Consider the following 13,940-nt stretch of genomic DNA (forward strand, 5'->3'; position numbering starts at 1 on the left):
CCGGTGGCCGTGGCGGAAAACCCGTGACGGTGGTTCTCAGCTTTCCTGTGCGGCGCCGTGACTGCCTTGATATGATTGCCGGAAACCGGCAAAGGGAGATCTAGGGGAATGAGCCTGTTCGACGAAGTTGAAAGTCGGGTGAGACAACGCGCCTATGAGATCTGGCAGCGCGAGGGATGCCCGGAGGGACGGGAGGCGGACCACTGGGCGCTGGCCAAGGAAGAAATCGCGATCGAGGACAACCAGTCCCAGACGCTGGCCCCCAATCCGTCGCAGGGCGGCGACGATACCGTCGTCCATCCCGAGCCTGTCGAACCGCTATTGGCAGCGGAAAGCCTGGAGGAGGATATCGGCGGTCCGACCAACCAGTCGGACGAGCAACCGCTTCCCAAGCGCACCCGCACCCGCCGTACGGTCGCCGCCGGTGATGCCGAACCGGCTCCGGCACCGTCGGGAACAGCCGGAGCGGCCAAGACGACCAGGACGCGGAAGGCCAAATCCAAGGAGTAGGATCAGGCCGCGTCGCTCACCGCGATCAGGCCGCCCAGCGCGCCGTAAGCCTTGCGATCGGCGCGCATCAATTCCAGCAGTTCGCGCAGGCTCTCCTGCGCGAAGGAGCAGGTCTGCCGGTCCAGTTCGGCGCGGGTCAGTTCGATGAAGCTGTCGAGCAGACGGGCGTGCACCCGGCAGGCGGAGCGGAGTTCGGAAGCGATGATCGGGGTGCGCATGTCGACTGGCCCTTCGGCTCATGTTGAACGTGGCTCCATTACGCTTTTTTCCGGTTAATGACTGGTAAAAGACTGGTCCCTGCGATCGATTTCAGACGAACTACCTCTTTTGAGAAAACAAGCCTTCGCACATTGCGCTACTCAGCCGTTCTCCCGCCCTTGGAAATGTCCGCACTCTCCTTGCGGGGTTTTTCCATCCTTTGATGGCGCGGACCTCTGTCGATCCGTTTGGGGAGGAATCAGATTGGTCAGCTTGGCGTAAGCTTCCCCTCGGAATTCTTCGAGCTGTTCGGCGATCTCCCCGGACGAGCGGCCAAGCGAGCGGAGCAGCAGGCCGCCCAGGCGGAGGCTGCCCTCCACCATCTCCGGGACGACGTGATTCGCACCGGCGTCGTGCAGAAGCTTCTGGTGTTCATGGTCCCGCGCCCGGGCATGGATGTCGAGCAGGGGGCTGAGCCGCCGGATCGCCTCCACCGCCCGTTCGGCCGCGTGGGGCTGGTCGAGCGTCACCACGGCCGCACGGGCGCGGTTGACGCCGGCGGCCTTCAGGACCTCGGCCCGGCTCGCGTCGCCGTAGTAGATCGGAAGGCCGCGCGCCCGGCCCTCCGCGACCCTCGACGGCTCCAGGTCGAACGCCATGTAAGGCAGGCGTTGCGCCTCCAGCAGCCGGGCGATGGTCTGGCCGACCCGGCCGAATCCGGCGATGATCACATGGCCCTTGAAGTCGCGGGCGTCCTCCTCCAGCCGGTGGAGTTCGGCCGGTCCGACCCGCGGCGACAGCAGCGAGCCGATCCAGCGGCCCGCCACCATCAGGAACGGCGTCAGCGCCATGGTCAGGGCCACGACCGCCAGCATGAGCTGACCGACCTGCCCCCCCAGCACGCCCAGCGCCATCGCGAGGCTGAACAGGACGAAGGCGAATTCGCCGCCCTGGCCGAGGCTGAGCCCGACCTGGGCCGACACCGCCGTGGGAAAACCGAAGGACCGGCACAGCACGGTCAGCACGACCGCCTTGCCGAGCACCAATCCCGCGACCAGCGACAGCACCAGCGGCGCTTCCCGGACCACCAGCCCCAGGTCGATCGTCATGCCGACGGTCATGAAGAACAGCGCGAGCAGGATTCCCCGGAACGGCTCGATGTCGCCCTCCACCTGATGGCGGTACTCGGTCTCGGCGATCAGCAGGCCCGCCAGGAAGGCGCCCAGCGCCATCGACAGGCCGGCGACCTCGGTCAGGTAGCTGACGCTCAGCACGACCAGCAGCGTCACCCCGGTGAACAGCTCCGGCGACTTCGCCGCGGCGACCGCGCGCAGCGCCGGCCGCAGGATCAGCCGCCCGACGACCAGGATGACGAGCAGCGCCGCGACCGCCTTCAGCGCGGCGATGCCGAGCGCGCCGGCAAGGCGTGTCCCGCCGCCGGCCAGCAGCGGCACCAGGGTCAGCAGCGGGACCACCGCCAGGTCCTGGAGCAGCAGGATCGCGAAGGACACCCTGCCGTGCCGGGTCGGCAGCTCGCCGCGCTCCACCAGGATCTGCAGCACGATGGCGGTGGACGAGAGCGCCAGGCCGCCGGCCAGGATCGCTGCCGCCTCGCGCGGCTGGCCCAGCCAGCGGGCGGCGAAATAGAACAGGGCCGCGGTGACGACGACCTGGAGCGTGCCCAGCCCGAAGACATGGAAGCGGATCGCCTTGAGCCGCTCGATCGACAGTTCGAGCCCGATCGTGAACAGCAGGAACACGACTCCGAAGTTGGCCAGGACGGTCATCCCGGAAACGTCGGAGACGATCGCCAGCCCGGCCGGGCCGATCAGCATTCCCGCCACGAGATATCCCAGCACCGGGCTGGAGCGCAGCCGCTGGAAGATCGGCACCACCAGGATGGCGGCCGCCAGGACGATGAGGACGTCGTGAAGATCTTGGGTGGCGTGCATTCGCGGCTCGACAGCAGGGGCATTTCGGAGGACGGGTCACTCGCCCCGGACTTCCTCCACCATATCGACCAGCCGCGAATAATCCTTAACGACGAGCGCATGGCTGCGTCGCTCGACGATCCCGCTCCGGGCAAGGTCGCTGAGCACGCGGGCGACCGTCTCCCGGGTCGTGCTGACCCGGCTCGCGATGTCGCCATGGACGGGAATCGGAGAGATTTCCGCGGTGTTGTCGGGCTTCAGCCCGGGCTTGGCAAGCCGGACAAGCTCCGCATGGACGCGGTTGTTGGCCCCGAGCGTGCTGAGATCCATGATCCGCCCGGTAGCGCTCCGGATGACGGCGGCCATCCGCTGCATCAGCATCAGCGCCACCTTGGGATGGGTCGTCACGATCTCCTGGAACAGGCGGGGCGGGACGAAGGCGATCAGCGTGTCGGTCAGCGCCACCACCGTGGCGGACCGCGGCTCGCCGTCCAGGGCCGAAAGCTCGCCCATGTAGCCCCCGGCGGAAACGTCGTCGAAGCTGATCTCCCGGCCGGACATGGAGAACATCACGACGCGCACCCGGCCCTCGACGACCAGGCAGGCATCCCGCGTCTCGCTGAGATGGTCGATGATCTGCTCGTCGGCCTTGTAGCGGCGCCAGCTGCACTGGCGGACGATGGCGGCACGTTCTTCCGGCGTCAGGGACGCCAGCAGATCGATCCGGTCTAGCGAGGCGGCCTGCACTTCCGGCACGGTTGGATACTCCAGCAAGCAAGGGGCGCAATGGAACGGCGAGGGCGGACGAGGAGAGCGAAGGCTGAGGGGAGGATAGCCCACGACAGTTTCGCCCGCGACCCCCTGAAACCACCCGGCCGATCCGGAATCGTGCCGCACCGGCGAAATGACCTGTTGTACGCTTCCGATCAGCACCGATCTCATGAGTCACGGCAATCGAGGCATTGTGCCGCCGTCGGCTTCGGCCCATCATCAACCAGCGTGTCAGCCCAGGTTCCGCCCGTGCTCCCCCAAGAAGATCCCGATCAGTCCGCGTCCTCCCCCGCCACCCCGGGCAAGGGCGGCAAGCCCCTGCGCATCGGCCTGATGGGCCGGGTCCGGGCCTATTTCCTGGCGGGCATCCTGGTGACCGCGCCGGTCGCCATCACGCTCTATCTCGCCTGGGCGGTGATCAACCTGATCGACACCGCCGTGTCGCAGCTCCTCCCGGCGCAGTACAATCCTGAAAATTACCTGCCGTTCAGCATCCCCGGCCTGGGCGTGGTGATCGTGATCGTGGCCCTCACGCTGACCGGCGCCCTGACCGCCGGCGTCATCGGAAGGCTGGTGGTCCGCGCCGGCGAGGCGGTGCTGGCCCGCATGCCGGTGGTGCGCAGCGTCTACGGCGCCACGAAGCAGATCCTGGAGACGGTGCTGGCCAACCAGTCCGCCGCCTTCCGGGAGGTCGTCCTGGTCGAGTATCCGAGGCGCGGGATCTGGACCCTGGGCTTCATCACCGGGCATACCCAGGGCGAGGTCCAGGACCTGACGGTGGACGACGTGGTCAACGTCTTCATCCCGACCACGCCGAACCCGACGTCGGGCTTCCTGCTGTTCGTCCCCCGTTCCGACCTGCACGTGCTGGAGATGACCGTGGAGGAGGGGATCAAGATGGTCGTCTCCGGCGGGATCGTCACGCCGCCGGACCGCCGTCCGGTCACCGCCCGGCGCGGGAGCGTCGAGGAGCGGTCCAGGGCGCCGGAGACCGTGGAGTAGGCCGGGGAGACTGGGCCGGGGAGACTGGGCCGGGGAGACTGGGCCGGGGAGACTGGGCCGGGGAGACTGGGCCGGGGAGACTGGGCCGGGGAGACTGGGCCGGGGAGACTGGGCCGGGGAGACTGGGCCGGGGAGACTGGGCCGAGGAGACTGGGCGGAGGGCACCGGGCGGACCCGGGCGGCTTCCCGCGATCTCCCTCGGTGCCGCTTGGGGGCTTCGGGTGTTAAGGCTGGTGAAGCCCCCTTTTCCGGTTCGGCCGGGCAATCAGACCGAGTGCCGTGTTCCCCTCCCATGTCCGAAGTCACACGCTACACGTCCGGCGCCCAGGCGAAGGATGACGACGCCAAGTCCGGGTCGCCGTCCGGGCAGGCCGACCAGTCCCGGCTAGGCCGCCGCCTGAGCCTTTCGATTCCGACGCGGAAGCTGCGCAACAGCGAGCTCGTCCTGATCCTGGTCAGCGGCCTGCTGGGCGGCGTGGTCGGGTTCGGGGTCATGCTGCTCCACGACTTCGTCGAATTCCTGCACCACCTGGTCTTCGACCTCGGGGAAGGACGTTACCTGAGCGAGGGCGTCGGCATCGCTCCCGCCACCATGCTGGTGGTCCCGACCCTGGGCGGGCTGCTGGTCGGGACCCTGATGTTCTTCGTGCGCCGCTGGCGCCCCGGCGAGATCGTCGACCCGATCGAGGCGAACGCCCTGTTCGGCGGCAAGATGTCCCTGGTCGACAGCTTCCGGCTGACCGTCTCGACCCTGATCTCCAACGGCTGCGGCGCTTCGGTCGGGATGGAGGCCGCCTATACCCAGACCGGGGCCGGGCTCTCCTCGACCGTGGGGCAGGTGATGCGGCTCCGCCGCGGAGACCTGCGCATCCTGACCGGCTGCGGCGCCGCGGCTGCGATCGCCGCCGCGTTCAACGCTCCCCTCGCCGGCGCCTTCTACGCCTTCGAGCTGGTCATCGGCAGCTACACCCTGGCGGCGCTCGCCCCCGTCGCGGTCGCCGCCGTGACGGCGACGCTGGTCGCGCGGATGACGATCGGGGTGGCGCCGATCTTCGCGGTCGATGCGCCCCTGATCGGCGTCGGCGCGGTCGATTACGCCGCCTTCGCGCTGGTCGGGTTCGCCTCCGGCTGGCTCGGCATCCTGACCATGCAGGCGGTCACCGTGTCCGAGCGGCTGTTCCGGCGGATGGCGCCCCAGATCTGGGCGCGCCCCGCGATCGGCGGGTTCTGCGTCGGCCTGATCGCGATGGCGGTTCCCCAGGTGCTGGGCAGCGGCCACGGCGCCCTGCAGATGAGCCTGGACGGGCAACTCGCCCTGCCGGTGCTGCTCGCGCTGCTGTCGGCGAAGATCCTGGCGTCCGCCATCTCCCTCGGGTCGGGGTTCCGCGGCGGGCTGTTCAGCTCGTCGCTGTTCCTCGGCAGCCTGTTCGGCGGAATCCTGGCCGAGCTGGCGCTGGGGCTCTATCCCGAGCTTTCGGTCAGCCAGACGGCCTTCATGCTGGTCGGCATGGGATCGGTCGCCGCTGCGATCATCGGGGCGCCGATCACCATGGTGATGCTCGTGCTGGAGATCACCGCCGACTTCCCGGCGACGCTGGGCGTGCTGACCGGCGTGGTGGTCTCGAGCGTGGTGGTCCGCAAGGTCTTCGGCTATTCCTTCGCGACCTGGCGCTTCCACCTGCGCGGGGTGCCGATCCGGGGCGCCCACGATGTCGGCTGGATCGAGGATCTCACCGTCGGCCGGCTGATGCGGCGCGACCAGAAGATCGTCGCCGAAGACATGAGGATCGCGGCGCTCCGCCGGATCTACCCGCTGGGAAGCGTCAAGCAGGTCTTCGTCGTCGACGAGTCGGGCCAGTACATGGGGCTGGTCGACATGGCCGCGGTCCACAACCCCGACCTGGACGAGAAGGCGGACGAGACCCAGGTCTCCGAGCTTGCCCGGAACGTCCGCTATTTCCTGCTGCCCCGGACCAACGTCCGGACCGCCCTGAAGCATTTCAGCGAGGCGGAGGAGGAGACCCTTCCCGTCCTGGACGGGCCGAGCAGCCGCAAGATCGTCGGCTACCTGACCGAGGCCTATGCGCTGCGCCGCTACAACCAGGAACTGGAGAAGCAGCGCAGCGACGAGCTGGGCATGAAGAACCTGTACGGCGCGGACTGACCGCTCCTATCCCGACCGCAGATACTTCACCGCCTGGTCCCGCTCGAACAGGTAGAGCAGCACGCGGAGCGCCTTGCCGCGCTCCGTCTGCAACTCCGGGTCCCTCTCCAGGATCAGCCGGGCGTCGTCGCGGGCGACCGCCAGCAGGTCGCCGTGGACGGCGAGGTCGGCCATGCGGAACTCCGGCAGGCCGCTCTGGCGCGTGCCCAGCACCTCGCCGGCGCCGCGCAGGCGCAGGTCCTCCTCGGCGATCAGGAAGCCGTCCTCGGTCTCCTTCATGATCGAGAGCCGGGCCTTGGAGGTCTGGCTGAGGGGATTGTCGTAAAGCAGCAGGCAGGTCGAGGCGGCGGTGCCCCGGCCGATCCGGCCCCGGAGCTGGTGAAGCTGGGCGAGGCCGAAGCGCTCGGCATGCTCGATCACCATGACGGAGGCCTCGGGCACGTTGACCCCGACCTCGATCACCGTCGTCGCCACCAGCACGTCCAGGTCGCCGCCCGCGAAGGCGGCCATGACAGTGTCCTTTTCCGTCGGCTTCATCTTGCCGTGGACCAGCCCGACCCGCTCGCCGATCTCCGCGCGCAGCAGCGCGTGCCGGTCGGTGGCGGCGGCGAGGTCGACCAGCTCCGATTCCTCCACCAGCGGGCAGACCCAATAAACCCGGGCGCCCTCGGCGATCTTGCGGCGGACGCCGGCGATCACCTCTTCCAGCCGGTCGATCGGGATCGTGATGGTGGTGACCGGCTTGCGGCCGGGCGGCTTCTCGGTCAGGCGCGACACGTCCATGTCGCCGTAGGCCGTCAGCGTCAGGGTCCGCGGGATCGGCGTCGCGGTCATCACCAGGACGTCGACGCCCCGGCCCTTGGACGACAGCTGGAGCCGCTGGTGGACGCCGAATCGGTGCTGCTCGTCGATCACCGCGACGGCGAGGTCGCGGAACGCGACGTCCTCCTGGAACAGGGCATGGGTGCCGACGATGATGTCGATCTCCCCGGCGGCCAGCCGCTCGTAGATGGCCGCCCGCGCCTTGCCCTTGTCGCGCCCGGTCAGCACGCCGAGCCGCACCCCGGCGGCCTCCGCCAGCGGCCCCAGCGTCTCGAAATGCTGGCGGGCGAGGATTTCCGTCGGGGCCATCAGCGCCGCCTGGGCGCCGGCCTCGACGGCGTTGAGCATGGCGAGCAGCGCCACGACCGTCTTGCCGCTGCCGACGTCGCCCTGGAGCAGGCGCAGCATGCGGCGGTCCGCCTGCATGTCGGCGTAGATCTCCTCCAGCGCTCCGGCCTGGGCGCCGGTCAGGGCGAAGGGCAGGGCCGCGACCACCTTGGCCCGCAGGCGGCCGTCGCCCTTGACCGATCGGCCCGACAGCTTGCGCTGGTGCTGGCGGATCAGGGCAAGTGCGAGCTGGTTGGACAGCAGCTCGTCGAAGGCGAGCCGGCAGCGCGGCGGCGCCAGGCCGGACAGGTCGGATTCGTCCTGCGGATTGTGGACGGTGCCGAGGGCGGCGCGCCATGACGGCCAGCCGCGCCGGGCCAGCCACGCGGGGTCCTGCCATTCCGGCAGTTCCCTGGCGGCGGCCAGGGCCGAGGCCATGGCCTTGCGCAACACCTTGGAGGCGAGGCCGGCGGTCATGGGATAGACCGGCTCGACCGCCTCGAACTCCCCCTTGGCGTCGGCCGGGACGATATGGTCCGGGTGCGCCATCTGGGGCGTGCCGTTGAACCACTCGACCTTGCCGCTGACGACGATCTGCTGCCCGAGCGGAAGCTGCTTCAGCAGCCACTCGCCGCGGGCGTGGAAGAACACCAGGTCGATCTCCCCGCTGTCGTCCCGGCAACGCACCTTGTAGGGGTGCCGCGGGTTCATCGGGGCGGAGTGGTGCTCCACCCGGACGGTCAAGGTCGCGATGGCGTTGTCGGGGGCGTTCGCCACGTCGGGCGCGAAGCGGCGGTCGATGATGCCGGTCGGCAGATGCCACAGCAGGTCCGCCACATGGGGACCGACCAGCTTCTCGGTCAGCTTGCCGAGCTTCGGTCCGAGCCCCTTCAGCGTCGTGACGGGAGCGAACAGGGGGAACAGGATGTCTGGCCGCAAGGAGCGCCCTCGTTACGCGGGATGGGATGGCGGACTTAGCCGCAGCCGGCCCGTTGTCGCAAGTTCCGCGTCGTGCTTCAATCCCGAGCGACGGATCGAACGGGGAGCGCTGGCGTGACGGTCAGGACGATGAGCCGGGGCGAGGTGGATCAGGTGATCGAGTGGGCGGCCGAGGAAGGCTGGAATCCCGGGCTGGGCGACGCGGTGCCGTTCCATGCCGCCGACCCGAGCGGTTTCCTGGTCGCGGAGGCTGGCGACGGCCGGCCGGCCGCGGCCGTCTCCGTCGTGCGCTATGGCGAGGACCTGGGCTTCCTCGGGCTCTATATCGCGCGGCCGGAATACCGGGGGCGGGGACTGGGCATGGCGGTCTGGCGGGCCGGCATGGCGTATCTGGCCGGACGGACGGTCGGCCTGGACGGCGTCGTTGCCCAGCAGGACAATTACCGGAAGTCGGGCTTCGTCCTGGCGCATCGCAATGTGCGCTACCAGGGGACCGTGCCGGCGGTTACGCCGCCGGACCGGCTCACCGACCTTGCCGCGGTGCCGTTCGACCGGCTGCTGGGTTACGACCGGCCGCTGTTCGGCGCGCCGCGCCCGGCCTTCCTGTCGGCCTGGATCGGCATGCCCGGGGTCGTCGGGCTGGCCGCCGTGGGAGCCGCCGGGGACCTCGGCGGCTATGCAGTCGCCCGGCCCTGCCGGGCCGGCTGGAAGATCGGGCCGCTGTTCGCCGACGATGCGGAAACGGCGGACAAGCTGTTCCGCGGGCTGTGCGCCAGGATCCCCGGGGGCGAGCCGGTGATCCTGGACGTGCCGGAGCCGAATCGCGCCGCGGTGGCGCTGGCCGGGCGGTACGGCCTCGTCCCGGTGTTCGAGACCGCCCGCATGTATGCCGGCCGGCCGCTCGACCTGGACCTCGGCCGGATCTTCGGCATCACGACGTTCGAGCTGGGGTGACCGGGCTCAAACTCCGACGCCGGCATCGGACCCCTGCCGCGCCCGGCGGCGCTGGACCAGCAGGACGGCTCCCAGCGCTGCCAGGATCACCAGGAAGGACAAGGCGGTCGTCAGGGTGCCCAGCGCGTACAGCACCGGCGTCGTGACGTTGGTGGTCATGCCGTAGATTTCCAGCGGCAGCGTGTTGAAGCTGCCGGCCGTCATCAGGGTCCGGGCGAACTCGTCGTAGGACAGGGTGAAGCCGAACAGCGCGATCCCGATGACGCTGGGGGCGATGATCGGCAGCACCACGAACCGGATCGTCTGCCAGGGCGTGGCGCCCAGGTCGCGGGCCGCTTCCTCGTAGGCCCGGTTGAAGCGGTTGAAGATCGCGAACATGATCAGCAGGCCGAAGGGCAGGGTCCAGGTCAGGTGGGCGCCCAGCGCCGAGCTGTACCAGTTCGGCTCGAACCCGACGATGTTGAACATCAGCCCGATGCCCAGGCTGACCAGGATCGACGGCACGATGAGGCTGGCCACGGCGACGTAGAAGACCACGCCCGAGCCCCGGAAGCGGTGGCGGAAGCCCAGCCCGGCGGCGACCGAGAACAGGACGGTCACCACCATGACGATCAGTCCCAGGCTGAGCGAGCGGGTCAGCGCCCCGCCGAAGTCCCCGACCGCCTGCTGCTCGAAGAGGTTGTGGAACCAGTGCGTCGAGACCCCGTTCATCGGGAAGGTCAGCCCGCCGTTCGGTCCCTGGAACGACAGGATCACGATGGTCGCGATCGGGCCGTAGAGGAACAGCACGAACAGCCCGAAGAAGGCGGCCAGCAGATAGAAGCCGAGCGGGCGGGGTTCCCGTCCGCGCCGTGGTTTCGCCATGGCTCACAGCTCCTTTCGGATATCGACGACCCGCAGCATCAGCGCCACCATCATCAGGACGACCAGCAGCAGCACGACCGCGTTGGCCGCCGCGGCGGGGTATTGCAGCAGGGAGATCTGGTTCGCCATCATCAGGCCGACCGAGGCGCTCTGGCCGCCGCTCATCAAGCGCACCGTGATGAAGTCGCCCATGACGAGGGTGACGACGAAGATCGAGCCGATCGCGATTCCCGGCTTGCTCAGGGGGATGATGACGTTGGTCAGCACCTGCCAGCCGGTGGCGCCGGCATCGACCGCCGCCTCGACCAGGACCCGGTCGATCCGCATCATGGAGTTGAAGATCGGCACGACCATGAACAGCACATAGAGATGCACGAAGGCCAGCACCACGGAGAAGTCCGAGAACAGCAGGAACTCCAGCGGCTGGTCGATCACGCCCATGGCGAGCAGGGTCGAGTTGAGCAGCCCGTTGCGGCCGAGGAACGGGATCCACGAGATCATGCGGATGATGTTCGATGTCCAGAACGGGATCGTGCAGATCATGAACAAGGTGATCTGCCAGGTCAGCGACCGGACATGGAAGGCCAGGAAATAGGCGACGGTGAAGCCGATGCCCAAGGTCAGCGCCCAGGTCAGCGCCGCGTATTTCAGCGTGTTCAGGTAGATCTGCCAGGTGACCGGCGAGGTCAGAAGCTCCTCGTAATTGAGCAGCATGAAGTCGGGGATCACCCGGATAGAATCGTAGTCCCAGAAGCTGACGACGACGATGGTGGCGATCGGGACGAGGAGGAACACGGCGAAGGTGAGCGTGAGCGGCGCCACCTGGAGATAGGGGGCGACCGCCGCAGCCAGACGTGTCCGGTCGAGGCGCTTCGACGTCGCCCCCTCCCGGCGCCGGGCCGGGAGGGTTTGGGTCTGGCCGGTCATGCGGCGATGAACTCGTTCCACTTGCGGAGCATATAGCGGTCCTCGTCCATGACGGCGTTCCAGCACGCCACGGCGCCCATGCGGTCGTAGAACGAGCCGCCGTCGCGGACCGCGCCCGCCTTCTCCATCACCTTGCCCTCCGGGCTGAGGATGTCGGTCGCGGCCGGCTTGCCTTCCATCCAGAAGGCCCATTCCTCGGCGCTCATGTGCTCCTTGGCGGTGTCGAGCACGGCGCTGTAGTAGCCTTGGCGGTTCAGGTAGGCGCCGACCCAGCCGGACAGGTACCAGTTGATGTATTCATAGGCCGCTTCCAACTCCAGTCCGCTGACATGCTTGGCGATGCCCAGGCCGCCGCCCCAGGCGCGGTAGCCTTCCTTGAGCGGCTGGTAGGTGCAGGGGATTCCCTTGGCGCGGACCGCGGCGACCGCGGGCGACCACATGGACTGGATCACGACCTCGCCGGACGCCATCAGGTTGACGCTCTCGTCGAAGGTCTTCCAGAAGGCGCGGAACTGGCCGGCCTTCTTGGCCTCGATCAGCAAGGCGACGGTCTTGTCGATCTCAGCCTTGGTCATGTTGCCCTTGTCGCCGTACTTCATCTCGCCCATGGACTCGGCGACCATGGCGGCGTCCATGATGCCGATCGACGGGATGTTGAGGATCGACGCCTTGCCCTTGAACGCGGGGTCGAGCAGGTCCTTCCACTGGGTGATCGGCTTGCCGACCAGGTCGGGACGGATGCCCAAGGTGTCCGCGTTGTAGATGGTCGGGATCAGCGTCATCCACTGGGTCTGCGACGTGGCGAACTTGGTCGAATCCTTGCCTTCGACGAAACCCACGGTATGCGGCGCCGTGCCTTGCGCGATGGTGGACTCCGGGGTCAGCTTGCCCGTGATGAAGAGCGGGACGATCTTGTCGAAGTTCTTGATCTTGCCGACGTCCATCGGCTGCATGACGCCGGCCGGGAAGACCTTCTTGCAGATCCAGTACTCGATGTCGGCGATGTCGTAGGACTTGGGCTGGGTGACCGCGCGCTGGGAAACCGCGTCGCTGTCCAGCGCCGTCATCTGGAGGGTGAAGCCCAGGTCCTGCTTCACCTTCTCGGCGACCGCGTTGAGGTTGGACACGCCGGTGCCGAACTGGCGCAGCGTCACGTTCTTGATGTTCTGCGCCCAGATCGTCGGGAACCCGGTGATGGCGCCGCTGCCGACGGCTAGGCCGGCCGCTGCGGCGGTCCCCTTCAGCGCCTGCCGGCGGGTGATACCGGCGGAAACCGGCTTCGGCGAATCGGTGGTGTCTCTGCTCATCTTTGAAGCCTCTCGGTTTTCTTGTTTGTCGGTTGTGGGGCCGGCCGCTCGGGATCAGGCGGCGAGCGGGTGCATGTCTTCCTCGGCCCAGACGGCGGTGACCCTCTCGCCGGCGTTGAGCGGGGCCGCGAAGAAGGCCTGTTCGGTGACGGTCACGGCGAACTCCTCGACGCCCGGGGATGCCAGGCGCAGATGGACCATCGGTCCCTGGTACTCGACCAGCCGGACCGTGCCGGTGAAGCTGTTGGGGCCTGCGGCCGCCCGGTCTGGAAGGATGCGGATCTTGTCGGTGCGGACCGCGAACTGCCGGCCGGCGGCTCCGTCGAGGGACGACAGGACATTGTGCCCGCCGATGAACCGGGCGACGAAGGCGTCGCGCGGCCGGTTGAACACCTCGCGCGGGGAGCCGGCCTGGGCGATGCGCCCGTTGTTCATCACCACGACGAGGTCGGCGAGCGCCAGCGCCTCCTCCTGCCCGTGGGTGACGTGGATGAAGCTGATGCCAAGCTCGCGCTGGAGGCGCTTCAACTCCTCCCGCATCTTGACCCGCAGGAAGGGGTCGAGCGCCGACAGCGGCTCGTCCAGCAGCAGCGCGCTCGGGTTGGTGATCAGCGCGCGGGCGAGGGCGACCCGCTGCTGCTGCCCGCCGGAAAGCTGGGCGGGCAGGCGCTCGGCGTACTTGTCCATCTGGACGAGGCCGAGCAGGTCCATGGCCTTGGCCCGGCGCTCGGGCTTCGAAACCCCCTTCAGCTTCAGGCTGAAGGCGACGTTGTCGACGCAGGTGAGGTGCGGGAACAGCGCGTAGCTCTGGAACATCATCGCCGTGCCGCGCCGGGCGGGCGGCAGGTCGTTGATGTGCGTATCGCCAAGCAGTATGTCGCCGTCGGAGACGGACTCATGTCCCGCGATCATCCGGAGCGTCGAAGTCTTGCCACAGCCGCTGGGTCCCAGAAGGCAGCAATATGTTCCCGCCGGAATGCGCAGGTCGATCGAATCGACCGCCGTTACCGGCCCGTACATCTTGGTGACCGCAGCGAGTTCGATATCCGCCGGTCCGGCCATTCGCCTCTACTCCACCCTGTCTCTTTGACTTGCCGATCATCAGCAGGCCACTCTTCAGCAATTTGAATGCCAGGGAGGTCGAACGGGCGGAAAGAGAGGCGGGGGCCTCCGGCACGAGGGAACCATGGTCAAATTCTATTCAGATCAGGATCTTTTGCATGC

Annotated in this window: 12 protein-coding genes; 4 read left to right on the forward strand and 8 right to left on the reverse strand. The window is 68.2% G+C overall.

Translation table 11 applies throughout. The annotated features are described in order from the left end of the window. The first annotated feature begins 108 nt into the window (after positions 1 to 108). On the forward strand, positions 109 to 510 hold the full coding sequence (locus tag JL101_RS09725; RefSeq protein WP_203102522.1) for a DUF2934 domain-containing protein: 402 nt from the start codon (positions 109 to 111) through the stop codon (positions 508 to 510). A 2-nt stretch (positions 511 to 512) separates the two neighbouring features. Here JL101_RS09725 and JL101_RS09730 read toward each other — a convergent pair whose 3' ends face one another. The 3 genes from JL101_RS09730 to JL101_RS09740 form a co-directional block, all read right to left on the reverse strand. Next, complete coding sequence (locus tag JL101_RS09730; protein ID WP_203102523.1) at positions 513 to 728, reverse strand: hypothetical protein; 216 nt, start codon at positions 726 to 728, stop codon at positions 513 to 515. 141 nt (positions 729 to 869) lie between these two features. Continuing rightward, on the reverse strand, positions 870 to 2,660 hold the full coding sequence (locus JL101_RS09735; RefSeq protein ID WP_203102528.1) for a monovalent cation:proton antiporter-2 (CPA2) family protein: 1,791 nt from the start codon (positions 2,658 to 2,660) through the stop codon (positions 870 to 872). A 36-nt stretch (positions 2,661 to 2,696) separates the two neighbouring features. Further along, positions 2,697 to 3,395 carry a Crp/Fnr family transcriptional regulator gene (locus JL101_RS09740; protein WP_228435382.1) on the reverse strand — a complete coding sequence of 233 codons (699 nt, stop codon included), beginning with the start codon at positions 3,393 to 3,395 and terminating at the stop codon, positions 2,697 to 2,699. 264 nt (positions 3,396 to 3,659) lie between these two features. Here JL101_RS09740 and JL101_RS09745 point away from each other — a divergent pair, with 264 nt between their 5' ends. Next, positions 3,660 to 4,412 (forward strand): DUF502 domain-containing protein, encoded by a 753-nt coding sequence (locus JL101_RS09745; RefSeq protein WP_407697415.1) that lies wholly within the window; start codon positions 3,660 to 3,662, stop codon positions 4,410 to 4,412. 292 nt (positions 4,413 to 4,704) lie between these two features. Further along, positions 4,705 to 6,576: a chloride channel protein gene (locus JL101_RS09750; protein ID WP_203102530.1), complete on the forward strand. Its 1,872-nt coding sequence runs from the start codon at positions 4,705 to 4,707 to the stop codon at positions 6,574 to 6,576. A 6-nt stretch (positions 6,577 to 6,582) separates the two neighbouring features. On the opposite strand, the gene recG is transcribed toward JL101_RS09750, so the two are convergent. Further along, positions 6,583 to 8,664, reverse strand: coding sequence for an ATP-dependent DNA helicase RecG (recG, locus tag JL101_RS09755; protein ID WP_203102532.1), 2,082 nt, complete (start codon positions 8,662 to 8,664; stop codon positions 6,583 to 6,585). 114 nt (positions 8,665 to 8,778) lie between these two features. On the opposite strand from recG, the gene JL101_RS09760 reads away from it, so the two are divergent. Then, complete coding sequence (locus tag JL101_RS09760) at positions 8,779 to 9,618, forward strand: GNAT family N-acetyltransferase (protein WP_228435383.1); 840 nt, start codon at positions 8,779 to 8,781, stop codon at positions 9,616 to 9,618. Positions 9,619 to 9,624: 6 nt separating this feature from the next. Here JL101_RS09760 and JL101_RS09765 read toward each other — a convergent pair whose 3' ends face one another. The 4 genes from JL101_RS09765 to JL101_RS09780 are packed head-to-tail and all read right to left on the reverse strand — an operon-like array spanning position 9,625 to position 13,778. Continuing rightward, entirely contained in the window at positions 9,625 to 10,482 is an 858-nt protein-coding gene (locus JL101_RS09765) for an ABC transporter permease (protein WP_203102533.1), read from the reverse strand. A gap of 3 nt (positions 10,483 to 10,485) precedes the next feature. Beyond that, entirely contained in the window at positions 10,486 to 11,409 is a 924-nt protein-coding gene (locus JL101_RS09770; RefSeq protein ID WP_228435384.1) for an ABC transporter permease, read from the reverse strand. Further along, entirely contained in the window at positions 11,406 to 12,716 is a 1,311-nt protein-coding gene (locus JL101_RS09775) for an ABC transporter substrate-binding protein (protein ID WP_203102535.1), read from the reverse strand. Before JL101_RS09775 ends, JL101_RS09770 begins: the two co-directional genes overlap by 4 nt. A 54-nt stretch (positions 12,717 to 12,770) precedes the next feature. Continuing rightward, positions 12,771 to 13,778 (reverse strand): ABC transporter ATP-binding protein, encoded by a 1,008-nt coding sequence (locus JL101_RS09780; RefSeq protein WP_203102537.1) that lies wholly within the window; start codon positions 13,776 to 13,778, stop codon positions 12,771 to 12,773. Positions 13,779 to 13,940: the final 162 nt, after the last annotated feature.

Source organism: Skermanella rosea, assembly GCF_016806835.2.
Lineage (GTDB): Bacteria > Pseudomonadota > Alphaproteobacteria > Azospirillales > Azospirillaceae > Skermanella > Skermanella rosea.